Consider the following 25294-nt stretch of genomic DNA (forward strand, 5'->3'; position numbering starts at 1 on the left):
AAACAGATTTTAAAACTTGTTGGTTACAGGAGATTAAACAATGGAACTTACCGTTGTTCAAATAGTACTGGTTTTTATCGTCGCATGTATCGCCGGTATGGGGTCAATCCTCGATGAATTCCAGTTTCACCGCCCTCTCGTTGCTTGTACGCTTATAGGTATCGTTCTGGGAGACATGAAAACAGGTATCATCATCGGTGGTACGCTGGAGATGATAGCATTAGGTTGGATGAATATCGGTGCGGCTGTTGCACCGGATGCGGCTTTAGCCTCCATCATTTCAACTATCTTAGTTATCGCAGGTGGCCAAAGCATTGGTGCGGGTATTGCCCTAGCAATCCCACTGGCCGCTGCGGGACAAGTATTAACAATCATTGTTCGTACTATCACCGTTGCTTTCCAGCATGCGGCTGACCGTGCTGCAATCAGTGGAAACCTGACATCCCTAAGCATTATTCACGTCAGTGCATTAGTTCTGCAAGCCATGCGTGTTGCGATCCCTGCGCTTATTGTTGCTATTTCTGTCGGTACATCTGAAGTTCAACACTTGTTAAGCTCCATCCCTGAAGTTGTGACCAGCGGTCTGAACATTGCGGGTGGCATGATCGTCGTTGTGGGTTATGCGATGGTTATCAACATGATGCGTGCTGGCTACTTAATGCCGTTCTTCTATTTAGGCTTTGTTACTGCCGCATTTACAGACTTCAACCTTGTTGCCCTCGGTGTCATCGGTGTGGTTATGGCTGTTCTGTATATCCAGCTCAGTCCAAAATACAACAAATCACAAGTTGTTGTCACACAAGGCAATAGCAACAATAACCTTGATAACGAATTAGACTAGGAGGAGCGCAAACATGGTTGATACAACTCAGTCTACAGAGAAAAAACTGACACAGAGCGATATTCGCGGTGTGTTCCTGCGTTCCAACTTATTCCAAGGTTCTTGGAACTTTGAACGGATGCAAGCCCTTGGTTTTTGTTTCTCAATGGTACCGGTTATTCGTCGTCTTTATCCAGAAAACAATGACGATAGAAAACAAGCGATTAAGCGTCACTTAGAGTTCTTTAATACTCACCCATATGTTGCTGCTCCTGTGCTTGGCGTGACGATGGCGATGGAAGAACAACGCGCGAATGGTGCCGACATTGACGATGCTGCGATAAACGGTATCAAAGTCGGTTTGATGGGCCCTTTAGCGGGTGTTGGTGACCCGATATTCTGGGGTACCGTTCGTCCTGTATTCGCAGCATTAGGTGCGGGTATCGCGATGACAGGTAGCTTACTTGGTCCTGTTCTGTTCTTCGTTTTGTTTAACTTAGTTCGCTTATTAACCCGCTATTATGGTGTTGCATACGGATATAAGAAAGGGATTGATATCGTTCAAGATATGGGCGGTGGTTTCCTGCAAAAACTAACGGAGGGAGCATCCATACTCGGTTTATTCGTTATGGGGGCCCTTGTCAATAAATGGACCCATGTGAATATCCCGCTCGAGGTTTCGCGCATTAAAAACCAAACCACGGGTGTTGAAGATATTACGACCGTCCAGATGATCCTCGATCAATTAATGCCGGGATTGGTTCCTCTGCTACTCACATTCGGCTGTATGTGGTTATTACGCCGCAAAGTGAATGCATTGTGGATTATTATTGGCTTCTTCGGTTTAGGTATTTTAGGTGCTTGGCTGAAATTCTTAGCACCATAATTTTTTCTAATATTTAACCAAGGGAGGTTGCAGCCTCCCTTTTTTAATTTTAAGCTTTGTCATATGTTTACTTAGTCAAGGGCGCACCAATGACCTTAAATGATGCCATTCTCGCCATTATCATTTTGATCATGCTTGTATATGCTATTTATGATGAATTTATTCAGCATTTGCTAAAAGGTAAAACGCTATTAAAAATTAACTTAAAACGAAAACATCGCGTTGATGCCATTATTTTTATTGTCTTAATCTGTATCGTTATTTATACAAATATTGTTCGACATGGTAATTTATTAACCACTTACTTATTAATGATTACTATATTTATGTCAGTCTACTTGGCATTTATTAGAACACCTAAGTTATTTTTTAAACAAACTGGTTTTTATTTTGCCAATACTTTTATTTCTTACGATAGAATAAAATCAATGAATTTATCAGAGGATGGTATTCTAATAATAGGGTTAGAGCAAAAGAAAATCCACATTCAAGTCTCACATCTTGATGATTTACAACGTATTTATGAGTTTCTTATTAATCATAAATAAACGTTACATATATTCATAGAAATACTAAGGTTAATTAAAAATATAATTAACCTTTTTTTTCTTATTAAACCAATTGATAATAATTCTCACTACCGTTTAATATCCACAATTAATTAAGTGTTGCCTTTAAAATAAAATGTGGTATCTTTCTTTCCACGTCATTGGGGAGTAGCCTGTTCTGGAAATATATTAATTCCAGAAAGTCCGTATCAACATACTCGTTTGGTTTCAAACGTGGTGCGGACACCATAATCTGGTTGGCAAGACCATAGACACATAAACACACCTTAGGTTGGGGGTAGTTTATGTGTATATGGAAACACCCAACCGAGGTTATGTTATGAGTTTTTACGCTACCCTTGTCTTAGCCCTTGCGCTATCAATGGACGCATTTGCAGTTGCAATTTGCAAAGGTGCCGTCCTACATAAACCCCGTTTTAGAGAAATTCTTCGTACTGGATTCATATTTGGTTTTATTGAAGCCATCACGCCTATTATTGGTTGGGGAATTGGTATTCTCGCTAGCCAATACGTTATTCGTTGGGATCACTGGATTGCATTTGCGTTATTGTTTGTTCTAGGCGCTCGCATGATTTGGCAGAGCCTTAAAACAAAAGATGATGAATGTTGTTCAAAACCCTCAAGCCACAGCTCGACTAGCCTAATCTTTTCAGCAATTGCCACGAGCTTAGATGCGATGGCGATTGGCTTAGGTCTCGCTTTCCTACAAGTGGATATTGTTCATACCGCAATGACCATCGGTTTAATGACCATGATTATGGCAACTATTGGTATGATGATTGGCCGTTATGTAGGACCATTATTAGGAAAAAAAGCAGAAATTATCGGTGGTGTGGTATTAATTGGTATTGGGTTTAATATCCTGTTTGAACACCTCGAATTATTTATGTACGCACCATAAGAGTTTATTGCCCCCTACTTTTCTTAGGGGGCTTTATTAATATTATACGGCTTGATATTGATAAACTCGAATTAAAAAATCTGCCGTATAATTTTTCACTTCAGCTTGCTGCAAATTCTGCTTCACGTCTTCAGACGCTCGCCACGCAAATGGTGTCATTGCTAACAATTCATACGCCTCTGGCCCCGTCAGTGCCATCGTATAATTTAATTGGCTTTCATCCAGTAATTTAAAATTAGGCAAATCCTCGTCTTTAACGGGGTGCAACTTAACTTCATCATAGATAAGGGCTTTTAATTCTTGCAGATGTTCTGCTGCTGGAGTGACAGTAATTAATATGCCGTTATCGACCAATACTCTGCTTAACTCTTCTGCTTTACAAGGCGCGTAAATACGCACAATTGACCCTAAACTTTTTTCAGGAAAAGGTAAACGGTGGCTAGTGCCGACGCAGAAATTAACTGATTTATAGCGTTTAGCCGCATAACGAATCGCTGCCTTTGACACATCCAAACCAAAAACTTGGATGCCCCCAAATTTATTTTGCAGTGTTTGCCAAAAATAGTCAGTGTAATACCCTTCACCGCAGCCGATATCCAATAGCGATAATTGGTTTGAAGGTAAAAATTGAACTAATTTTTCAGCTACTTGGTCACGCATGGGTTGATAGTGCCCTGCATCAAGGAATTGACGGCGCGCTTGCATCATTTCGGCGCTATCACCAGGATCTTTCGAACGCTTGTGTTGCACAGGCAGTAAATTAACATACCCTTCTTTCGCGCAATCAAATTGGTGATTTGCTTCGCAGCGATAACTATGGTGAGTTTGTAAGAGAGGTGTAAAACAAAGTGGGCATTGATAATTCATAAAGGTCACTGATCGCAAAATAATAGTCAGTATACCATAGAAGCAACGATGCAGCGCCATGGAAAATATCCCATGGCACCGTGACGTTAGCGAAACTTATGACTGATTATTTCGCTGATTTACTTTTTTCAGCACTCTTTTCTTTCGCTGTTTTTTTCTCAACTTTTGCTTTCAGGTGAGATGATTTAGCCGCTTGGTGCGACTGTGCGATAGGTGAAATAGGCTCAGATTTAACGGTTGTATTTGCTAATGCAGCACCAGAAATAGCAAATGATAATACGGTTGCGATTGCGACTAATTTTTTCATTTTTTCTACCTTTAAATTTGATATAAATCTTACATTAAAATACAAAGATAATTGTCACAGATTTTGGGCATTATATTGCTTTGTTGGTTTCTACCGTTTTGCTTTTATCCTCTTTTTTCTCGGCTTTTGATTTATTAGCATGGTGGGTTTTCGCAGTATGCTGAACTTTGGCTACATGAGTCACAGGTTCATTTTTTACTGTTGTATTCGCCAATGCAGCACCAGAAACAGCAATAGACATAACCGTTGCAATTGCTAATAACGTTTTCATTTTTGTACCTTAGAATTTTAAAGCAAGGATGTTCTTGCAACACTAATAAACCACAAATGAATATTCCCCCGCAATAGGACAAATTTAAAGATTTATAAATATTTTATAGGTTATTTTTGCGTATATATATTTGCAGTTTGTTGATTATTTATTTACTTTTCCTTTCTTTTTTTATTATAAATGAAATCAAAAAAATACTCTTTAAAAACAAAGCATTAATTATTATCCGCTTTTGATTTCAATTTTTAATTATAATCACCCATTTAAAATCAATTAATTTGTTATCGCTTTTTTTAGTTTGTCTACACAAATTTAGCTTACCGGTACTTTTATAACTTGCTTTCACCTTTTGTTTTTGGTTTTAATAAAATTATATGCAATGACATTATTTAGGTAAAAAAATGAAAGTTCGATTAGCCTCACCAACAGAAGCCAAACGGTTATGGCTTATTCGCAATCAAGCCATTCGTCATGGCTGTAAAACGAGTTACGACCCAGAAACGATTTGCAATTGGACGCCTGATGAAATGCCCCTAAGCTACATAAGTATGGTTGAGAACAACCCATTTTTTGTTGCTGTCAATGAACGTGACGAAGCCGTATCAACAGGTTTTTTAAATTTAGAATCAAATAGTATTGATGCGATATTTACTCTACCTGAGTATATGGGACATGGCGCTGCGGGCTTAATATTGGATGCAATAAAAGCCGAGGCGAAAAAACGAAAAATAAGCACCCTAACCTTAGATTCATCCCCGAATGCAGAACGCTTTTACCAAAAACACGGGTTCATGTCTATTCGCCATGAAAACTATTATTCGGCACTTGCTCAGACTAATCTTGCCTGTATTCATATGAAAATAGCGTTGTAAGACACAAAAAATAAAAGCCGTTAATTCTTATAACGGCTCTATTCTTTGCAAATTATCTTATTAGCTAACTAAAAATCGGCAAATTCAAGGATTGGTTTACGTCCATGGGATTCAAGAAAATCCAATACTCGACGTGGGGTCACATTTAAAATTTGTGATTGAGGGAAATCAATCGATTCAAGCATTTCCACTACGCGATCAAAACGCCCTAAATAACCCGCAAAATGGGAGTCAGAGCCTAACGCAACCCAACCCCCTGTTTCTTTTACTGCTTTAGCAATCTCTAGGCAGTTTTGTTGGCTACCCGCTCTTGAATGTAGAAAAGATGAATTATTCATTTCTAATGCCACATTGCACTCTTTGGCGGCTTGAGCAACCGCTTTAATATCAATCGGATATTTGGGATTACCAGGATGGGTAATAATTTGAACTTTTCCACTGCGGATCGTCGCAATCATTGCTTCGGTATTATCTGCAAGGCTTTGCGGCTCAAGAACGGGTTCGTGAAAGCCAGCGAGAATAATGTCTAAGTGGCGAGCAATTTTTTCATTACAATCTGTTTCACCTAGCTTATTTTTGATATTCGCTTCAATGCCATACAGTAAACCGACACCATCAACAATGCGTGGCAAAATAGGCATATTACCAAAATGCCATTCATGGGGTGCATCTTGCATTTCAGGGCCATGGTCGGTGATTGCAAATAGCTTTACCCCACGGCTTGCCGCCTCGGCAAAATATTCATTAACCGTACTGTAAGCATGGGTGCTGGCAATGGTATGGGCATGTAAATCAACTTGATACATAAATAATATCCTTCTTATTCTACTATTTACTTTCTGAGTCTATCCGCTCAGACAAGGTTCAACCAAGCTAACATATCAACGTGAAGGTTTCGAGAGTCATTCACCTAAACAGCACGTTATCAACACATAGCAATATATTGCATAAAATCCTAGGCTATTTTTAGAATAAAAAAACCCGCAATCAATGCGGGTTAAAATATGTTGAGTGAAAAATAAGTTTAATCCACTAAGACGCGTTTATTGGTAGCGCCCCAAAGGATAGACATTTCTGTAAATAATGCACCGCTGATGTCTTCTACTTCTTCAGCGGTAACCTCTGCATTACCTTGTTTACCAAAGAACACCACTTCATCACCCGGGCGGACTTGTTTTAAATCGGTCACATCCACCATCACGGTATTCATTGAAGTTTTTCCTAATACAGGCACTTTCTGGCCGTTGATCAGTGCATGCCCGGTATTACTAAACACACGACGATAACCATCTGCATAACCCACAGGGATATTTGCTAAAACAGAGTCACGTTTTAATGTAAAGGTACGGTCATAGCCGACAGTGTTGCCTTTAGGATAATGATTTACTGAAGCTATATTTGATTTCAATGTCATTACACGTTTGTAGTCGTCTGTTGCAACGGTATCACCGTAAAAAATACCACCAACACGCACCATATCTAACCATGATTCAGGCACAGTAATTGTTGCATAAGTATTCGCGACATGCAGTGTGACGTCTTCACGTTTTAGACCCGTCACATTTAATACTTGTTGAGACTCTTTGTTAAATTTAGCGAGATCTTTGCGGATTTGCGCCTCATCTTCTTCTGGGTAATGGGACATAATGCCGACAATTTTTAACTGAGGTAATTGTGAAATCAGCTTCGCTTCATTAAGGCCCGTTGGGGTACTGACTTCTAAACCATTACGTGACATACCGGCGGAATTTAACGCAAGGTGGATAGGAATGACTTTATTTTGCTGTTTCGCAATGGTATTTAAGCGCTGCGCCATTTCTAAGTTACCAATCAGTTCTTCCGTTTGGTACTGTGTCGCTTGCGCCATTTCCTTTTCGGTTGCACTTCTAACGCGCATTAAACGGCCTTTAAAACCAAGGTCTCTCACCGTTTTTAATTCTTGGTTATTGGTCACGCCAATACATTGCACATTGTTAGCAATCATCACTGGCGTGACTAATGAGAGATCATGCCCATAAGCATCGCCTTTGAGAACGGCACACATGGATGATTTATCCCCTAATAGCGCTTGAACTTTTTTGATATTAAAATCCAATGCACTTTCTGAGATTTCAATCCATGAATTGTTCACAACCACAGGCTGTACTTGCGCTGCTGGCGTTGCAATTGAAGTGTTATTTGTGTTAGTTGGCTGCTGGCATGCGGTTGCTGCAACAAAGAGAGGGAGTAATGCCAAATATTTTAAACGAAATGCCACAAGGTTTTTCCTTAGCTGTTGTCATGTTGCCCCAACTCATTATTTTTATGATTACAGGGCATGGAAATATACACAAAATGTATAACTTCTTTGGATGATAGCAATTTAAGGAAATTGAACAAGTAATAATTCACTTTATTTGCATAAAAAACCAAATTATCTTACAAGATCATTTCGTATTGATAATATAAAGGCATCCATTAAATATCAGATGCCTAAACACTGTTATTCCCTGATTAATCCCTATTTAAGCATTAATCCCCTTCATACCCTCAACAGAATATCGGGATCCCGCTGGTTGAAAACGGTCTATGGCATGCTTAATTTGACGTAAATCCTCTGATGTTAAATGAATATCAGCCGCGCCAAAGTTGTCTTCAAGATGTTTTACTTTATTCGTTCCCGGTATTGGCACAATGTTATCTCCTTGAGCCAACAACCACGCCAGTGAAATCTGTGCAGGTGAACATGATTTTTGCTCCGCCATCTGAATAATAAAATCAGATAATGTGCTGTTAGCCTTGAGGTTCTCAGATGTAAAACGGGGTAATCCCTTTCGAAAATCGCCACTGTCAAACGAACTCTTATCATTAAAACGACCCGTTAAAAACCCACGGCCTAAAGGGGAATACGGTACAAAACCAATACCCAGCTTTTGGCAAGTTGGCAAAATTTCAGCTTCAACATCACGCGTCCAAAGGGAATATTCTGTTTGGACTGCGGTAACGGGAAACACAGAATGTGCCTGTTTAAGTGTAGCCGCGCTCACTTCAGATAGCCCTATGTGTGCAATTTTCCCCTCAGCAACTAATTGCGCCAATGTTTCCATTGTCATTTCTATTGATGCTTTTGGATCTAGGCGATGAATGTAATACAAATCAATACAATCGACACCTAATCGACGTAATGAACTTTCACAAGCACTGCGAATATATTCAGGGCTATTATCAATTCTACGCTCATATTCCCCTGCGCGGCGTACAATGCCACACTTTGTTGCAACCTTGATTTCTGCATCCGTCTGTTTAAGAAAATCCCCAATCAGTTCTTCATTATGAAAATTGCCATATGTATCGGCTGTATCTAGCAATGTGCAACCAAGTTCTGCCGCCTTATGTAGTACAGCCATCGCCGCCTGATCATCTTGTGGTCCATAGAACTCACTCATTCCCATGCAACCTAGCCCAATTGCCGAAACTTCGAGCCCATTTCCTAAAATACGTTTATTCATCATCTGCCCCTTGGTTTATTTAACGTATTTGAGTATATTTTCCTAAAATGGCTATTCATATGGGTAATATTAACAATCAATTTTCCAAAAATGGAAAACAGTGAGAAAGAAGATGAACTGGGATGATGCCAAAATATTTTTAGCTATTGCACGAGAAGGCACGCTAAGTGCTGCATCCAAGGTATTAAAACTGGGCATTGCAACGACATCACGGCGCTTAGAACGACTCGAAGAAGCATTAGGCGTTCGATTATTCACTCGCAATCAGCTTGGTTATAAACTTACGGATGAAGGAAGTGCGTTAATTTCACAGGCAGAGGCTTTAGAGCAAGCAGGCTTCGCATTTAGCAATGCTGCGCACAAAAAGAATGAAAGCGTTATGGGTCATGTTTGCTTAGCAACTGCACAAGGCTTAGCTGACCACCTTATTATCCCTGCTCTACCATCGTTAACTGACGTTAACCCCAATCTAACCCTCGAAATTGTCACAGGTGTTTCAACCGTTAATTTGCATCGACGAGATGCCGATATCGCTCTACGTATGGTGAGACCTGAGAGTGGTAATGTACGGATCCGCAAATTAGGTACTCTTGGCTTCGGCCTTTATGCCTCAGAAAGTTATTTACAACGCAGACCTAATCCAGATAGGCCTAACAACTTAGAATATGATGATTTTATAGGTTGGTCAGAAGCACAACAGCACCTTAATTCTGCGCAGTGGCTAGAAAGAACCCTCAGAGGAAGGCCTTGCCGGTTGACCACGACCACTATGTCGGCTCAATTTAGTGCTGTACAAACGGGTCTTGGACTCGCCGTTTTACCCCATTTTATTGCAAGAAAAATGGGTTTGATTTGTCTACTGGATGATATTGGCTGCGACCAACCAATTTGGTTAGCCATTCATTCTGACCTCGCCCATTCACGAAGAATACGTGTTGTTGCCGATTTTTTGACTGCATTAGTTTATGATAATCAAGAAAAATTGATGCCATAAAAAAAGCCCACTTTTACATGGGCTCAGATAGTTATTTTGCTAGTCAGTGCTAGCTGATTCTTATTACGGGATTATTCCCACTCAATTATTTACATAGAGTGTAACTCATTGATTTATATAAAACAGAATTAACCTAGTGGGTTATGATACCGTCACCAATACCGTCATAATGAAAAGTGAACAATATTTGTACAGCAATCTATCGATACGATTCGAGTAATTTTTCTTTTGCTGCTAGGTCGGTAATACATAAATTAAGGGCCATTGTGTTTTCATCGGCACGATTAGATTCACGCCCATAGATTTCAAGTGTGCTTCGTAGTTGTCGAGAAAGTTCACTGGCCTTTGCTCTCTCAGTTCTGCAGGTATCGGAGTAAGTGGTACCATCAGTTTTTGTTTCCGTGGCACTGGTTTCGAGCTGCACGCTGTCAAAGTGATTAAGAACACGCTTAAGCAAATCGTCTGTGCGCATCGTAGCACGTTCTTTCTGTTCATTGTATATCACCACCCTATTTTGTTGTTCTTCGTCAGCCTGCTTGCGCTGGTCGATGTTAAACGCTAGGTCTTTCTCATCTTTCTGTTGCCCGGCAATCTGTTTTGTCATTTGCTGGTTATCAGAAAAAATGCCGCTAGTCATAAAACCAGCGGCAAATGAGATAGCCAGCGCAATTAATGCAATGGCTACTTTTTTCATTAGCGAACTCCGTTGTGTTCCAATGAATAGTGGTTACCATCATTAAAACGACCGCCCCAGCTACCACCAATTGATTCCCAGTATTCACCAAGTGGCTTGTGATCGCTGGAAGCAGTTAGCCACTTACCATCTTTAAATAAATTAAAATCAACCGCTAGGCGCTCTGTATGCAGGCTTTTGCTAATGCCTTTACCTGCCTTTTCATTTAATGCTGCCTGTTCTTTCGTACGGAATGCTTCACCAAAAGTTAACTGGTAGCCATTCGCCTGAGCAAAGATAATTAACTTAGCCACCATTCCAGTAAATCTATTTTGTTTATCTACCATGGACATTAGGATTACCCCACTTTTTTAATTAACTGCATGACATTGCCACGCTTAGCAAACAGCGCAGCGCAAAGGAAAATATTAGGAATTAAGTTTTGAATACCTGCTTGATAGCTAGGATCGAGATAGGAGTAGACTGGTACCGATATTGAGTACCCTAGAAAAGCATAAGCAAGCCAACCACCAAGCTTGCTGTAGCCTTTACCGTCTCTCACAAAGTAAAGACCACGTAAGAACATAACTAAACAAACAAACGCATTTGTGATAAGCATGAATTTATCGTACGTCATGGCCGTTACCTCCCTTTGGGATATCAGCTTTCTTGTACAGTTTGATACTGAGTTTTACAGAGAGAAGAGAGGCCACGAAAGCCCCAAGAGCGTCTAGGCTATCAATGTTATACGCATCAGGTTTAACACCGATTAGACCAGTCATTGAAACGAAGATAGTAGCGAAAGGGCTAAAGAATAATAAGCCAGCACCAAGGCTTAGAATTGCAAATACTGAACGGATAGCGAAAGAGAATTCTGTAGCTGCTGTAGTAAAGTAAATAGCGCCAAGAATAGCCCCCATAACAACCTCAGGGGGCAATCCTGAAAAGTAACCTAGAAAGGATGCAAGGCTTAAGCCTGTAACCGTTGTGGCATTTTCATTCATGTGTAGCACCATGGTTGAGAAATAACCATGATACTACAGCATAAAAAGATAAACAAAAAACCTAAAATGAAACAATACATCATTGAAGATTAAACGTTATACCGTCTAGCAGTAAACCCTGAGAACTGTCACCAACTTCTATTTTGACGTCTCCATTTGGCTCAATTCTTAGTATTCTAGCACCCCAACCGCCACTAGTGCCAATACCGAAAGCCTGCACCAATTTAGTACCTTTATTAAATTCAGAATATCTATTGATATTCAATACTGTAGCGCCTTGTGATGCGCCAGATCCAAATACAGAACCACTTAGATAGAAAATTCCATCGACCACCGTTGCTGATGGATAGTTATCCATGTAAGGATTAATATTAGGCTGTCGAACGATGGGTAATTCCAGATTCGCAAATTTTACCTTTAAGTCCTGTGATTGCATCACTGGCGTGATGATTTTCGCTAACCCCTGTCCGCTTGGATGGTTGATACCATTACCACCAAATGGAATTTTTCTATCTGCTAGATTATTCCCTAGTCCCCACATCTCTCGGTCAGTGATTACTTTTTTCCGTTGTGTTGGCTGTCCTAGCATTACACGGATTTTAGAGATATTACCCGACTGAACACCTCCCATGCCAATTTTAGGGCGTACAGTACCGCCGTGACGTACCATATAGAACGATGTAACGTATACATTATTAGTTCCATCTTTTGGTTCTTGAGATGGATCTAACCCTATATAGATGTTGCACTCATTATTAATAACCGTTGTCACTAACCAGAAATCACCAGAAGGCACTTGAATATCTGTAGTTTTACTGAAATATGCACCCATGTATTCAGTCCTGCCTGTCACTACAAAATTGTTGGACGCATCAACACCAATGTAAATAAAATCTTCTGACTGGTCGCCTCCGCTATTAATATAAATAACCTTTGCTTTATCCCATCCTGAAATTAATGCCTCGAATGCAAAATCAACGCACGCATCAGCGGTATAAGCTCCATTAACTGGTTCTTGATTGGGAATTTCTTGCAACTCACAAGCCACTTGGTCTTTTCCGTCGCGAGCCTGAACAAAATAACGATTGAAGTCAAAAACAGAGAAGCCAGCCCAACGGCCGTAAGTTCGCTCAAAACCAGCGGCAAAGTTTCTTCCTTCTTGGAACCGTAGCCCATCGAAGCTTGAGCCGTTGTTGTATGTACTACCGCGGGATGGAACTAAACAAGTACACAAAACAAAATGGGCGTGAGGTAATCCTGTGCGTACTTTATTGATAGTCGAAATCATCGTTCCTGCGTTAAAACTATCACGGTCATTCATTCCGAAAGCGAATAGAACAATATCAGCATCTGTATCAATGATGTAGTCAGTCCAATTTCTAGCAGGGTCGGTATACCAAGGCGACCTGAACGATGTTGGTTTTGTGTTCGCATTCGCCCACGTTTGACCGCCAATCGCGCGGTTAATGAATGTGAAAGTATGCTCTGGATTTTGCGCTTGTAATTCAGCTTTGATTATTGACCACTGGCAAACACCTAAAGCTAGAGAATCAGCCCAATCGAGACTTATTGAGTCCCCCATAATGACGACTTTGATATCTTTCTTTTTGAACTTGCTTATCTTAATGTTTGATGTGTTAGTTAAAATTGGCTCACTGCAAAGCTTATCTTCTATATGAACATTGTATAAGCCGTTGTATTGTGTTGAGCTAGTAAATTTAGCTGGGCCATAAAACTTAAAATCGGTTAAATGAACAACTCGTCTGCCGTACAAGTAATTTGTATAGCTATACTCAGGGTCAACAGGATATGACTTATCCATGTAGATTTCAGTCACAACACCTTCGTCATAAAGCTCCTGTAATTTCTGGTTTAATAACGTCGCATTACTTTTCTCATCTGCCATATTTTCAGATAAGCCAAAAGAACTAATATTTACTCTTATGGATTTTATTGCGCTACCTACAGTGCTGTCAGGGTAGTTTAACATATGAGAATAACCGACAAGAGACGCCCCTGATGTTTTCCTTAATTGATTCAAAACATCAACCGCACTTCCGCTAGCGGGCGCGACAACAATAGGATTACCATCTTTATCAAACGTAAGCACGTTACCTGCGCGCTCACTAGCCTTTGGTAATGTCGCAATATCCATATCATCAACACGCAATACACGCTTTTCACGTTTCAATATCGTGCCATTAACACTATTGATTTCATCTTTCAACGTACCAAAATCAACAGCATCACTATCACGCTTTGGCTTTCCAAGGTTAGCAATACGATATCCTTTAGCGTCAAACCAGTTAGCTAGAATGTTTGGGCGCTTTAGAAATAGTCCCAAGTTTCCCCATAATCGCTGCATTAACATTGTCAAGTAATCAAATGCATCCTCATGCGCTTCAGCAAAGAACTTACTTTGATTGCGGAATGAGGTTTCTTGTGTGATAGGGATATCACGGGCAATGCTAATTTTGTGCTTGTCTGCCAGTGGTCTAGTTAAGATTACCTTTCCACCAGCCGACTTGTTAGCGCCTGTTACGGTGTAGTCAGTGCCTAATCGTAGCGTTACAACATTACCCCCGTCAGCATCTGAAGTGATAACACTCAATTGGTTTGCTTTAAAAATCCTGAACTTATAATCAAAATCGGTTGTTACACCGTTTCCTATATACTCGTTGCTGCTGATTTCAGTTGAAACAGTCATGGCTATTCTCCACTTGGTTACGTTGGTGTATGATAGCCATTAAAATTCATTAACGGAACATTGTTTACTTTTAAATATAAAAAGATAAACATCCTTGGTGTTTTTTCGGTTACTGTAAAAGACTTACACACAAGATAGGTGATTAATATGAAAGATGTAATTAATTTCCCAGCACCAGAAAATTACGCAGAAAAAGTTAATACAGAAACTGGAATAAAGGAGTTGATGAGTAAGTCGAACGTAGAAGAACTACTAAGAACACTGGATAGTGAAGGATGTGACGTGAGCGCGGCACTCATTGAAATTACAGCCATGATGAATTACATAAATCTGAGCTTGAAAGTTAAAGAGAACATCAAGACGCATATAGAATATATTGCAAATGAGTTAAACAAGTAATCATTTAAGAGTAAATCAAAGCACCTATGCGAAGGTGCTTTTTAGGGTACCAATGAAACAGATTAGTGATATACTTGTAATTGGGTTATTAAACATCTGAGAGCTAGGAGTATATCATGGGTGGACTTTATAATAGAGTGCGTAGAAACTTAGGGTTTCAACTCACAACAGACGGTAAACCAATTGAAACCACAAGTAGCGGTGGTGTAGCTCGAGACATTAATGATATTCAAAATGATACAAGAGTCAAACAAGAGCAACGCAACGCTGCATTAATTGTAAGAATTCAAAGAAACATTGAAAAACAAAAAGATGAGGCCTAACTTTGCTAGCTCTTTTGCTCTTACCTATATTATTATCAGGATATATATTTATTACATTCGGCAAATTTAATAAATTAAAATTACACCGATTTACAGGGCAACTTTTATATTTAAGGGCAACTGCCTATGGGTGTATGTGGTTTATAATAAGTACCTTATTTATGCTCTATGTAAATCAATTCAATCCTGAATTTAAATCTATTCTATTGAATTATTTAATGAAAAACCTAGATATTAAATCCCCTACAACTGCGTCTTTAATTTATTTATCAATTTGCTCTATTGTTTTATCATTTGTATTTTCCATTCTAATAAATAGAATAAAATATTGCTTAGAGGATAATGAAATAGATAGCAATTTAAAAGTTGCCCCTCGAAACTCACTAGATGAACTTCTACTGACATCTATAACGAGTAGCCAGTCTCTTCTTTTTAATTTAGATTCAGGAAAAATTTATGTCGGCGTTGTAATGAAATTATCAGAATCAACAGAAAAAGATGAGGCAGGTACTTTCATTACTATTTATCCTATTATGTCAGGATATAGGGATAAAGATAATCAAGATGCAAAGTTTTTAACCGACTACCCAGACTACTCAGATAGCTCAAAACACCAATTCGCCGTTATTCTCTTCAAAGATGAGTTAACTCACGTATCGTTTTTCGATTCAGAATACTATCTTGAGAACCTAAAAGCCCAGCAAGACATTTCTGGTGACCCCAACAACACTGAAATCGAAACAACAATAGCTAATAAAGAACCAAATGTACAAGACAAATCACACCAAAGAAACAAGCATAAGTGCATAATCTCAAAGTGGTTTAAGTGACATTATTTGTTTATCTTTTAGTTTATCCCTTTAAATAAAAAATTGCCATAACATAAACAAAAAAGCACCTTTTAAGGTGCCTTTAGTGTCACTGAACAACCCCAATTGAATCTACTATGCTTTTAACACATGACTGCATTTGCTTATCTTCTTTTTCATTTTCTGGCGCCCCAGAGAAAGATAATTGATAAAATTCTTTTTTGCTTGGAATATAAAATTGCACTATATTCGCGAATCCATAAACCCCCTCAACTTTAACTGTCATTTGAGTGCTAAACGCCTCTACTCCTGGTAATTTTGGTGACGCTGTAGAGTGGGATAATAATTCAATATGGGAAGAAAAGTTATTAAACGCTTCATTCGCCTGAGCTTCCATTGATTCAGATGTAACACCTAAATCTTCCATGTATTCGGTTTTGTTAAGCGCTACTAACGCTAGCTTACAAGTAGGTTCAGCAGTGTAACCAACTACTGATTTAGCTACTGTTTCATCAGTGGCATCTTTAAATTTTTTAGTAACTTCCTTTGAGTAATTAAACTTGTTTGGGTAATTAATTTTGAAGTTTCCAATAGTTTGATCCCCCTCTTTAGCCTGCGTTAGACTAGGGATAGAAACACTAATTAACGCCAATGCTAATGCAATTTTTTTCATTTTAATTCCATTTATTAGTTAGGTTAAACCACATGATAAACGTTACTTAACTAAAATTAAATTCCAACTTTGTTTATCTTTTCCATTTATTAATTGATAAAACATAAACAATTTGGTAATTTACATCTTCTAAATTTTGCGCCATAGTGAATATACACCAGCAAAATCTGGTGTCGGGATTGGTCTCCTGCTAACTACGAAGGCGCATACACCGCGCGAGCGGTTTTTTTGTATGCGAAACACAGCTACATCTATTCAATGGTGAGCTGTGCGGAGGCACCTCACGGTGCGCCGGTTCCCTTTGTAGCCGGTAAGACCAACTCCGTACAGTTCACCACCAGCCTGATTGGTCTCAGCAGTGGTGATTAACCAAATTACAAAGGTAATCTCCATGACAAATTTAGATATCTCTATCTCACACGTTTCACATCTTCCATCGATTGTTTATAGCGATCGCCCCGTGGTTACAACTGAATCATTAGCTAATTTATATGGCACTGAATCAGACTATATTCGTAAAAACTTTAACCGAAATTCAGGTAGATTTATTTCTGGAAAACACTTTTTCTTACTTGAAGGCACTGAGCTTAGAGAGTTTAAGCACAGCATGTCTTTAAGACCTTCTGTGAAAATAGCGCGTAATGTTCGCTCGTTAATGCTATGGACTGAGCGCGGTGCGGCTCGTCATGCAAAGATGTTAGATACCGATCGCGCTTGGGATGTTTTTGAAATTCTGGAAGATAACTATTTCACCAAGTACAGAGATACAAAGCAACTAGTTAAAGGCGTCCCACACAATGCCAGTACCGCAGAACTGATCGCGCTGGTGGATGAGTTACAGAAAGTTATCCATGAGGGTGAGTTTATTCCTGCTGGCCATACCCTACCAGAATACAGCTTCCCTAAAACCCGCAAGCCACGTTCACGCATTCTTGAGGACTTCATCAACAACCCTAAAGAAGATGTGCTCCACCAGCTTGTAGCATGGCTTAAGAAAGATGGCCATAACATGGAAGATGCCGAACGTGTGCTAATGCATGTTCGTGATTGCATGATGGATATGGCTAAGGCTATCAACACCATTCAAACCCACGCGCAGTATATTGATTCAACAGTTAGTAAGTTGCTGTAGAAATAATGAAGCCCCTTCGTAGGGGCTTTTAGCACTATTCGTAGCTATAAGGAAAGCATTGTTTAAACGGTTTTATTGCTTCACGTAGCCCTTTTGTATCAAAATTAAATGATTGAATATCACTTTTTGAGTCAAAATAAAAACCACCAAAATTTACTATATGTATTGATATACTGTCTGAATCAAGTATTTTTTTTATCACATCAGGTTTTCCAGTGAATTGTGATTCCGCGTCATTAAATATGAATTTATTTTCATACTTGTACCAATTATTATATTGATTTTCATCACCAGAAAATAGCGCATACATAGCTTTTACTTTACTTGGCGCAGTCGCATATCCGGTTTTGCTATATTTATCTTCTAAATAAACCTGCACGCTTCTATCTTCGCACTTAACCACTAAGCGGTTATTGTATAGGCCTTGATGATCATCAACTGGAACAACATATAACTTAACTATATCTGCATCTTCAGGATTTGGGACTAACTTATTTTTTAGCGGATATGAAATACTAAAGGTGTTCATATCATAGCTAAGATCCCACATCCAATTCCCCATTAAGTTTGTGTCTGCATAACCCTTACTCATAATTCCATCATAACAATAAAGCCTACGAGATGAAGAATTAACATTATTTTTCCTGCAATCAATGATATTACTTTTAATATCTGAACTATTTTTTTCATACAAAGAGTCGTAACACCACAGCCTATCACCACCTTGTGATTCTTTTTTACAAGAGCCATATTGCGAATATAAATTATCGGCATACCCATACGCTGAAATAAATAATAGTGGAAAAAACAATAATATCTTTTCTTTCATACCAGAACCCTTAAAAATTTGGCGTTATATCCTGCGGACGCCACCAATACGTTTGGTTGAATTCTTTCTTAGAACGCTTTTCCATTCTGCGCAAATAGCCCGGTGAAAAGTATTCTTGTAGTTGGTTGAATACCATATGATCCAATACTGCTTTTGTATACCATAGGTTTTGGCCCGGTATTAAACCTTTGACAAATTTCACAGTATCACCACCTGTCTGCTCTGGTTTACCTTCCACTGCGTTTAATGGTATTCCTTGCGCTAATTTAATTGCATCATCGACTACACCAGCAACAGGACCTAATAATGATGCCAATGCACCAGAACCATATTTAGTATGATCAGATAATAGGAAATCACCATATAAACCAAGGCCGCCACCTTTAAGCAAAGCTGATAACCAGAATTTATGCCAATTTTCATCAGCCATATCTCTTGGTTTTTTACCTGATGCAATATCATTTATTTGCTGTGATAACGCACCTAACACTGTAGTCCCTGCGATAAATGCAGCAAGGTATGCACCCCTACCACCTGCTGACTGCATCCCCATAGCCCTAGCCCAATGTCGCATAACAACTGAAATAGGGAAAGACTTAAATAAAAAAACGCTTCTTACTAATTCACCTTTCAAGTCACCACGCTGCAACCCAGCGCCGATCATCATTCTTTCTCTTGCCCCTGGCGATATAACAGCCATGTCAACCTCTTCTGTGACAGCGCCTAGCAATTTTCTAGCTGCCTCAAATTTGACACGTTCAGGGTTACCGAAATCAATTAATCTTTCATTTGGAATATGCATAATACTCTCAGGTGTCAACATTGTATTATTGCCATTCCCCCAATCTTCTTGCTCAGCCAAGCGCCATATAGCCCAATCAGTTTCTGTAATGCCTTTACTTTTCATGATCGCTAAATCATGCTCACCAATGCTTTTTATATCTGTATGTCGGCTTACTACATCACCAATACTTCCCATCATGGTAACCCCGAATGCGCGCTTATGAGCATCAGACCATGCACTTAAACCACTAGCACGCATTACCGCATTTGCAGACCAACGGGCAAAAGAAGGTCCCATATTATCAGTGGCCCAACGGTTGATGCTTCCTAGTAATGTTTCCATAGATAAACCAGCTCTGCGCGCTAGCCTTAATTCATCTTTATTTGCAGGGTTTAATGCAGCTAATTGGTTCTTCAATAATTGTGCAGAGGGTAAGTTATTAACTTTGGCTGTTAAATACATAGTACCTAAGTCAGAAAATGAAGACAGCAAGGCAGATCCTAGCCTACTAGCAATTAATATATTTCTTAAGTCATCGAAAAATTTAGCTATATGAACGTTAGCAACTGGCGTTGTTTTACCTGATATAAAGTTATATAAATTTTCAGTGCCATCTCTTAGACGCTTTATTTTACCCGTTTTAGATGGTGTTCCTTTAACTTCAATTTCAGTGACTTCATTCAGTAAGCTTTGGAAGACATAGTCAGGGTTAGGGCCATATGTTTCTGTAAGCCCGATATCTTTACTGATCCCTTCAATATGCCCTACCATAATATCCCAAAGAGATTTTTCGCCATAAAGCTGCTGGTACTCTAAATATGATTCAGCATCTTTAAAATGTATTTGCCTTGAAGCATTTCCCCTATTCGCTCTCATTCCTGATACACCAATAGGACGATCATTAATTTTATTTAACCCACCAGTAGCAATGGTCTCATAAGCAGAATCTAAAAATTGTTTTAATTCCGCATCATTCATAACGGAACCATCTTCCTTTATGTATTTATTGCGGTCTAGTTTACCTATAACATCTGACACCCATTTATCTTGCGTAACTTTTGCTACACGTTGCATGGAGTGGCTTTGAGGTACCCCCCAATCTTCAAGGTGGCCTATATCACCACCAGCACGATTGAAGCTATTTCTAAGCATGCTTGTTACATTATGCCATGCGGCAGCGCCTTTTTTCGCCCTTGCATTCCTTGTATCCTGCCCTTTCATTTCGAAAATCAAATCACGAACACCGTTCTGATCTTCAAACAACTGAAAGAATTTTGGGTCAACCGCTTCAAAAGCTTCCTGTAATTGACTTAGCGCATAATTAATAGTTGCCTTAGCTCTTGTTTCCACAGACATAAAATTACTTTTACCATCAGCACTAAAGGCTATGGTTCTATTTAGCGCTTCTAACTTACTACCTTGGAAATTACTAATATGCTCATCAAGCCGTTGTCTAGCTGCTATTGTCAAAGCTACTCGGCGTTGTTTTAGATCTGCTTCTCGTTGTAATTCAGCGGCAGCCATCTGCCCTGCTCTTTGTAATCGCTCAGATTCACTTAATAGACGCCATGAGGCAGGATCGTTTCTAGCTAGATTTCTCATGCTACTAATAATCCTGTCCTCTATATTTTGTACTTCTCTGGCTGTTAATTGACGCTTGGATGCATTTTGTATGGCTTCAATACAGGCTGTACGCATAATTTTTATCCTCTAAGAAAACAACTAACAGCAACTTCAAATAAACTGGCATCATGTTTGGCTTCTTCTGCTTGCCTAACCGCTTCGTTATATAAATCAGAAGCTTTAACTTTTGATGAATTTCCAGAATCATCAAGAAAATCAATTTCTAAATTAGGGTTATTTTTCAAAGCTAGTTCGGCTGATTTGAAATCAATGTCGCTATTCTCAGCCTTGCCAGTGATCATTGATTCAGTTTTATTAACTTCATCAGATAAAATTTGAGCCTGATTTCTAGGCTTTGGCGTTGCATAATAATTTACTAGTGCATTATCTGATTGCTCTTCGGCTAATTGCCTTCTTGATAATTCGGCTTTAGCTTCATAGAAACGCCCACCAGATAAGCTATCAGATACAACGCCTTGCTTTGCCTTTAGCTCATTCTTTAAATTGGTTAACTCGTTATCTAATTTACGCAATTCAGCCTGTTTATTTTTTCTAGCAGTAGATAATTGTTTACCACTGCCTTTAGGTTCTGTATTTACTAACGAATTAATCTCACTGTTTTTTTTATCAATTCGATAATTTAAATCATGAATTGAGCTAGTAAGATTTTCACGCTCACCGCGATTAAGTAACCGACTGGCCAACTCATTCAATTCAGTGTTTTTGGCTAGCGATAAAGATGAACCTTCATCGATAATACCTACAGCTTCACGTATAGACGTATCGATTAAAGAGCGCGGCCTATGAACAAGAAATTCTGCACCGTCTAAAATGCTACCAATATCAACAGGGTTTCCTTGAGACAAGTCATTCATAGCCTTATTCATTGCTGCTAAATGACCATCTAGCGACATTGCATTGATTGGAATACCAGGGGGGAGATCAGCTTCTAAATGTAATTGCTGGTTAGCTGTTAAGGCTGCATCAACATGGGGAGTATCAAACTCAGGTAAAGGTACGTTTTCACCACGACTATTTATATACCGCCCCATACCGCCAAAGGCAACACCGAGAACGCCATCGATAGCAATTGCCTGCTTATCATAAACATCATACTGTGATGCCAGTTGATTATAACCACGCTCTTTTAATATCTGCGAGGCAAAGCCACGCTGAGCCATCCCCATTGCAATATTAGATCCTGATGCGTAAACAATATCTGGAGTGGCTCTTGCTGCTGTACCTGCCAATGATGAAAGGGTTCCACCTCTTGCAGTTAATTGAGCGCCTATGCTTTCAGCTAAAATACCACCACCTTTAAAACCTAACGTCATTGGAGTTAATACGCCCAAGCCAGCAAATAACCCCTCACCTGTAGCTTTATTAATTGCGGTGTTTTTATCAACACCATCAGCTCTAAGCTTCTCATAATCTGAAAAGCCCTGAACCCCACCAACTAACATTGCCCCACCTAATGGGCCTCCAATTAAGGCACCAGTTAAAGCCTCACCGCCTATATCAAATAGGCTAAACATAACTTGTCCTGCTGTGCCAGTAGTCGCCCTATCAGGCGTTAGGCTCCTAACTTGTTTCTCAGCATTTTTTCTTTGCTCCTGTATAAACTGCTCAGAAGTATCATTGATATCAAATTGCTCATTTACCTCTCTGGCTATAGGGGAAACAACAGTATCCGCGATACCCCATAATACCTGCTCAGGTTTAGCTATTAAACCTGAATACAACCCTGTATAGGTAGATGTGAAAGCCCCATCGAAAAAGCCAGCATCATCATTATTGTTTTGAGTTGACCGAATAGCATCGTCTAGCTGCTGGTTAACTCTAATGGGATTTAATCCAAAATAGCTCATAGTGGTATATCCCTTATTTTTTCTTGTGACAAATCAATAAGAACAGGATTTCCATCTTTATAAAGTAAATAACCAGAACCTCTCTTTATTAGGTATTGGCTATCACCTAGACTTTGCATACCAATAGCATCAATAGAAATATTACCTATTGCTGGCTCAAGCTCTTTTAATTCCCGTTTAACCTGATTCTTAAATGTGTCACTATCCATTCCCCAAGGAAGCATCACTCTTCCTCTACCGTTGAAGTCGTAGATTCCGCCAGTAGCTATATTGATTGCTTGCTGCCATATATCTTTGTCATACTCACCATTGATATTTCCATTTTTAGCCATCATCCCAGCGTATGCATCTTTCGCTACTTCATAGGCACTATTGGCACCATCTATATCTCCAGCAAAAACGTCACCAACAAAATCTGCAAATTCCTCTCTCAATTCAGTATCTTTAGGTAAAACAAAATCCTTACCCGATTTCCTTGCCGTTGATCCTTGCACTATAAGCTGTGCGGCTTGTTGTGATGAAACAACAACATCACTGCTCATTCTGTTATATTCAACAGTTAGTTGCGTTGGTTTGCTCATAATCACCCCAGCAACCGCAAGCGAAGTATCTGACTTACTAACCTGCCTCAGTGCAGCTGTATAGCTTTCATTGTTTTTAAGCCCTTGTCTGATAGCATCTAAATACTCAATTTTTTGGCTAGCTGGTGCTTTTTCCATTAATTGAGATAACACCGCTTCTTCTTGTGCTGAAAAAACAGTTAATGGTGTTTGGTAGTTTTTTGAAATATCACCAATAGTACTTGAACGCTGAGTTAATGAGTTTGTAAAATTTTGAATGCTGGAAAAGTCCAACTGGTTTACTTGCTGCCTATCTATACTGAACTGAATAGGATCAGACGCTCTTACCTTATTGACTGTATCAATTGCCCTAGCGAGGGTATCGTAACGCTTGTAGTTATTTGCAGCATCATAATCACCTTTGGGTTTTTTAGATTCCAATAGAGACGCTTGCGCTTGCGGCGATAGGTACTGAACCGTTGCTATATCAGATCCCATTTCCATATTTTTTTGAAATTGTTCATGTTGCTTAATCCCATCGTTTTCACCATAAGCATACTTAAACTCATCCAATGATGGAGGATTGTTATATGACTCACCTCTCAAGGCTAATGCCTCAGCATCTTTTACCCTACCATCTAATACTGATTTATATTCTTGTCTTTGCTTATGCTCGGCTGCTTCTCCCTGTTTAATAAGCTGGTATTGCTGAACAGGTGTAAGCATAGGCCACCAAGGAAAACCACCACCTTGAGCCTTGCGTATTTCAGGTTGATACAATGATTTATCTGCATCTGGCAATCTAGTTAAGCCAAGTGCTGCTTGAAGGCCTGTATTAACCTGAGCATCAGTAACACTGTGTTTGCCTTCTTGCGCCATAATTGCGGTTGTGATGTTTTTTAGTGTATCAACATTGGTTACATCGATAGGAATATTAGGATCAACACCCATGCGCTGAGCAACGAAGGCTATATACCCCTCTGTGTCATTACCATCTTTCTTTGGTGCCCAACGGTTAATAATCTGATTTACAGTTACGAAACCTTTTTTTCTATAAGTAATTAGGTTTTTACCAAGCGCTCTAACGCCGTGCTCAGGCGATGCGAACTGAACAAACTCACCATCATCACCTATTTGACCATCCCAAATGTTGTCCGATATTCTCAGGTTACCGGGGTTGTTATTTCGACCACCGCGATTATCTTTTATGTTGCCGGGCACACGCATAGAGCCGCCAACATCGGAGGGTTCACCTATAGCACTAAGAGCCTGAACAGGTGCGCTGGCCATATAATTTTGAGCTGCACCCCATGCTGCACCATTTCGTATTTTTTCTACATTAACAGCAATCTCTTCATCACTAACGCCACGGGCACGATTGAACTCAACATAGTTATGCTCAGCTAGTGCAATATAGCTATTAAAAGCCTGTGGGTCGCTATAGCTATCCTGTGCATTCTTTAGATTTCCTTCAACAAGACCATTATTAACACTGGTTTCAAATGCCTGAGTTTCTCTAAGTTCAAATGTTTTAGCTTGATTATGGTATTGGCGACCAAGCACATTACTTTGTTTTAAAAAATCCTCTCTTGATTTCCCCTCTGGTAAAGACGCCATAAGTTCACCAGCTTTAGCTCTAATGCTATTGAGCGTTTCATCTGATTGCCCCATGGCATTGCGACCAAGCTTGGTGTACAGACCTGTTTTAGGGTTATTCATCAAGTCGTCTGAATACTCTTGCAACTGTAATAAAGCATCTTGCGATAGCGCCACGTTAGCCCGTTGCTTCGCTTCAGCGAATACACCAGCATATTGCTCAGTAACTTGACCAAAACCCGCTCCGAAATGCTCTGGGCTAGATTGGACACTAAAGCCATTATTCGGCAGAGGTGATGAACTAATCTGCTGTTCTTTGTACGTTGGTACTGTTGGCAT

General features: G+C 39.5%; 27 protein-coding genes and 1 riboswitch. Of the genes, 11 read left to right on the forward strand and 16 right to left on the reverse strand.

Going from position 1 to position 25294, the window contains the following annotated elements:
- The first annotated feature begins 40 nt into the window (after window positions 1–40).
- The 4 genes from AC4IFO_RS00095 to mntP all read left to right on the forward strand — a co-directional run bounded on the left by AC4IFO_RS00095 (window position 41) and on the right by mntP (window position 3176).
- Complete coding sequence (locus AC4IFO_RS00095) at window positions 41–841, forward strand: PTS mannose/fructose/sorbose transporter subunit IIC (RefSeq protein ID WP_219247653.1); 801 nt, start codon at window positions 41–43, stop codon at window positions 839–841.
- Between the two features lie 13 nt (window positions 842–854).
- Window positions 855–1706 carry a PTS mannose transporter subunit IID gene (locus AC4IFO_RS00100; RefSeq protein ID WP_490730795.1) on the forward strand — a complete coding sequence of 284 codons (852 nt, stop codon included), beginning with the start codon at window positions 855–857 and terminating at the stop codon, window positions 1704–1706.
- A gap of 89 nt (window positions 1707–1795) precedes the next feature.
- A complete protein-coding gene (locus AC4IFO_RS00105) occupies window positions 1796–2254 on the forward strand; it encodes a DUF986 family protein (protein ID WP_490730797.1) in 459 nt (152 codons plus the stop codon).
- A 151-nt stretch (window positions 2255–2405) separates the two neighbouring features.
- Window positions 2406–2594: riboswitch (yybP-ykoY riboswitch) on the forward strand.
- Window positions 2595–3176, forward strand: a complete 582-nt coding sequence (gene mntP / locus AC4IFO_RS00110) for a manganese efflux pump MntP (protein ID WP_490730799.1) — start codon at window positions 2595–2597, stop codon at window positions 3174–3176. It begins immediately after the preceding riboswitch.
- Between the two features lie 42 nt (window positions 3177–3218).
- Here mntP and rlmA read toward each other — a convergent pair whose 3' ends face one another.
- From rlmA to AC4IFO_RS00125, 3 genes are all read right to left on the reverse strand, one after another.
- Window positions 3219–4043: a 23S rRNA (guanine(745)-N(1))-methyltransferase gene (gene rlmA / locus AC4IFO_RS00115; RefSeq protein ID WP_490731481.1), complete on the reverse strand. Its 825-nt coding sequence runs from the start codon at window positions 4041–4043 to the stop codon at window positions 3219–3221.
- A gap of 106 nt (window positions 4044–4149) precedes the next feature.
- Window positions 4150–4350, reverse strand: coding sequence for an acid-shock protein (locus AC4IFO_RS00120; RefSeq protein ID WP_219247645.1), 201 nt, complete (start codon window positions 4348–4350; stop codon window positions 4150–4152).
- Window positions 4351–4420: 70 nt separating this feature from the next.
- Window positions 4421–4621 (reverse strand): acid-shock protein, encoded by a 201-nt coding sequence (locus AC4IFO_RS00125; protein ID WP_490730802.1) that lies wholly within the window; start codon window positions 4619–4621, stop codon window positions 4421–4423.
- A 401-nt stretch (window positions 4622–5022) separates the two neighbouring features.
- Here AC4IFO_RS00125 and AC4IFO_RS00130 point away from each other — a divergent pair, with 401 nt between their 5' ends.
- Window positions 5023–5493, forward strand: a complete 471-nt coding sequence (locus tag AC4IFO_RS00130) for a GNAT family N-acetyltransferase (protein WP_490730804.1) — start codon at window positions 5023–5025, stop codon at window positions 5491–5493.
- A gap of 68 nt (window positions 5494–5561) precedes the next feature.
- On the opposite strand, the gene AC4IFO_RS00135 is transcribed toward AC4IFO_RS00130, so the two are convergent.
- From AC4IFO_RS00135 to AC4IFO_RS00145, 3 genes are all read right to left on the reverse strand, one after another.
- Window positions 5562–6299, reverse strand: coding sequence for a phosphatase (locus tag AC4IFO_RS00135; protein ID WP_490730806.1), 738 nt, complete (start codon window positions 6297–6299; stop codon window positions 5562–5564).
- A gap of 218 nt (window positions 6300–6517) precedes the next feature.
- Window positions 6518–7750 carry an alanine racemase gene (alr, locus tag AC4IFO_RS00140; RefSeq protein ID WP_490730808.1) on the reverse strand — a complete coding sequence of 411 codons (1233 nt, stop codon included), beginning with the start codon at window positions 7748–7750 and terminating at the stop codon, window positions 6518–6520.
- Window positions 7751–7997: 247 nt separating this feature from the next.
- Window positions 7998–8981, reverse strand: a complete 984-nt coding sequence (locus tag AC4IFO_RS00145) for an aldo/keto reductase (RefSeq protein WP_490730810.1) — start codon at window positions 8979–8981, stop codon at window positions 7998–8000.
- A 100-nt stretch (window positions 8982–9081) separates the two neighbouring features.
- Here AC4IFO_RS00145 and AC4IFO_RS00150 point away from each other — a divergent pair, with 100 nt between their 5' ends.
- Window positions 9082–9975, forward strand: coding sequence for a LysR family transcriptional regulator (locus tag AC4IFO_RS00150; protein ID WP_490730812.1), 894 nt, complete (start codon window positions 9082–9084; stop codon window positions 9973–9975).
- A gap of 199 nt (window positions 9976–10174) precedes the next feature.
- Here AC4IFO_RS00150 and AC4IFO_RS00155 read toward each other — a convergent pair whose 3' ends face one another.
- The 5 genes from AC4IFO_RS00155 to AC4IFO_RS00175 form a co-directional block, all read right to left on the reverse strand.
- A complete protein-coding gene (locus AC4IFO_RS00155; protein ID WP_490730814.1) occupies window positions 10175–10669 on the reverse strand; it encodes a hypothetical protein in 495 nt (164 codons plus the stop codon).
- Window positions 10669–11001: a M15 family metallopeptidase gene (locus AC4IFO_RS00160; protein ID WP_036953350.1), complete on the reverse strand. Its 333-nt coding sequence runs from the start codon at window positions 10999–11001 to the stop codon at window positions 10669–10671. The genes AC4IFO_RS00155 and AC4IFO_RS00160 overlap by 1 nt, the downstream gene beginning before the upstream one ends.
- Window positions 11002–11006: 5 nt before the next feature.
- Entirely contained in the window at window positions 11007–11285 is a 279-nt protein-coding gene (locus tag AC4IFO_RS00165; protein WP_294351788.1) for a phage holin family protein, read from the reverse strand.
- Window positions 11272–11664, reverse strand: coding sequence for a phage holin family protein (locus AC4IFO_RS00170; RefSeq protein ID WP_004253793.1), 393 nt, complete (start codon window positions 11662–11664; stop codon window positions 11272–11274). Before AC4IFO_RS00170 ends, AC4IFO_RS00165 begins: the two co-directional genes overlap by 14 nt.
- A 67-nt stretch (window positions 11665–11731) precedes the next feature.
- Window positions 11732–14359, reverse strand: a complete 2628-nt coding sequence (locus tag AC4IFO_RS00175; protein WP_490730818.1) for an SGNH/GDSL hydrolase family protein — start codon at window positions 14357–14359, stop codon at window positions 11732–11734.
- A 147-nt stretch (window positions 14360–14506) separates the two neighbouring features.
- On the opposite strand from AC4IFO_RS00175, the gene AC4IFO_RS00180 reads away from it, so the two are divergent.
- From AC4IFO_RS00180 to AC4IFO_RS00190, 3 genes are all read left to right on the forward strand, one after another.
- On the forward strand, window positions 14507–14758 hold the full coding sequence (locus tag AC4IFO_RS00180) for a hypothetical protein (RefSeq protein WP_490730820.1): 252 nt from the start codon (window positions 14507–14509) through the stop codon (window positions 14756–14758).
- A gap of 116 nt (window positions 14759–14874) precedes the next feature.
- Window positions 14875–15081, forward strand: coding sequence for a hypothetical protein (locus AC4IFO_RS00185; RefSeq protein ID WP_272518136.1), 207 nt, complete (start codon window positions 14875–14877; stop codon window positions 15079–15081).
- 218 nt (window positions 15082–15299) lie between these two features.
- Window positions 15300–15911, forward strand: coding sequence for a hypothetical protein (locus AC4IFO_RS00190; protein WP_490730822.1), 612 nt, complete (start codon window positions 15300–15302; stop codon window positions 15909–15911).
- 88 nt (window positions 15912–15999) lie between these two features.
- On the opposite strand, the gene AC4IFO_RS00195 is transcribed toward AC4IFO_RS00190, so the two are convergent.
- Window positions 16000–16563, reverse strand: a complete 564-nt coding sequence (locus tag AC4IFO_RS00195) for a hypothetical protein (RefSeq protein WP_490730824.1) — start codon at window positions 16561–16563, stop codon at window positions 16000–16002.
- Between the two features lie 228 nt (window positions 16564–16791).
- On the opposite strand from AC4IFO_RS00195, the gene AC4IFO_RS00200 reads away from it, so the two are divergent.
- Window positions 16792–16932 (forward strand): ash family protein, encoded by a 141-nt coding sequence (locus tag AC4IFO_RS00200; protein ID WP_146063745.1) that lies wholly within the window; start codon window positions 16792–16794, stop codon window positions 16930–16932.
- 22 nt (window positions 16933–16954) lie between these two features.
- Window positions 16955–17695, forward strand: a complete 741-nt coding sequence (locus tag AC4IFO_RS00205) for an ORF6N domain-containing protein (protein ID WP_490730827.1) — start codon at window positions 16955–16957, stop codon at window positions 17693–17695.
- 34 nt (window positions 17696–17729) lie between these two features.
- On the opposite strand, the gene AC4IFO_RS00210 is transcribed toward AC4IFO_RS00205, so the two are convergent.
- Genes AC4IFO_RS00210 through AC4IFO_RS00225 form a run of 4 tightly spaced genes read right to left on the reverse strand, consistent with a single transcriptional unit; the run spans window position 17730 to window position 25294 of the window.
- On the reverse strand, window positions 17730–18524 hold the full coding sequence (locus AC4IFO_RS00210; protein WP_490730829.1) for a hypothetical protein: 795 nt from the start codon (window positions 18522–18524) through the stop codon (window positions 17730–17732).
- Window positions 18525–18534: 10 nt separating this feature from the next.
- Window positions 18535–21006 carry a hypothetical protein gene (locus tag AC4IFO_RS00215; RefSeq protein ID WP_490730831.1) on the reverse strand — a complete coding sequence of 824 codons (2472 nt, stop codon included), beginning with the start codon at window positions 21004–21006 and terminating at the stop codon, window positions 18535–18537.
- 5 nt (window positions 21007–21011) lie between these two features.
- Entirely contained in the window at window positions 21012–22799 is a 1788-nt protein-coding gene (locus tag AC4IFO_RS00220) for a MotE family protein (protein ID WP_490730833.1), read from the reverse strand.
- Window positions 22796–25294 carry a hypothetical protein gene (locus AC4IFO_RS00225; protein ID WP_490730835.1) on the reverse strand — a complete coding sequence of 833 codons (2499 nt, stop codon included), beginning with the start codon at window positions 25292–25294 and terminating at the stop codon, window positions 22796–22798. Before AC4IFO_RS00225 ends, AC4IFO_RS00220 begins: the two co-directional genes overlap by 4 nt.

Source organism: Providencia sp. UF-224 (assembly GCF_058245955.1).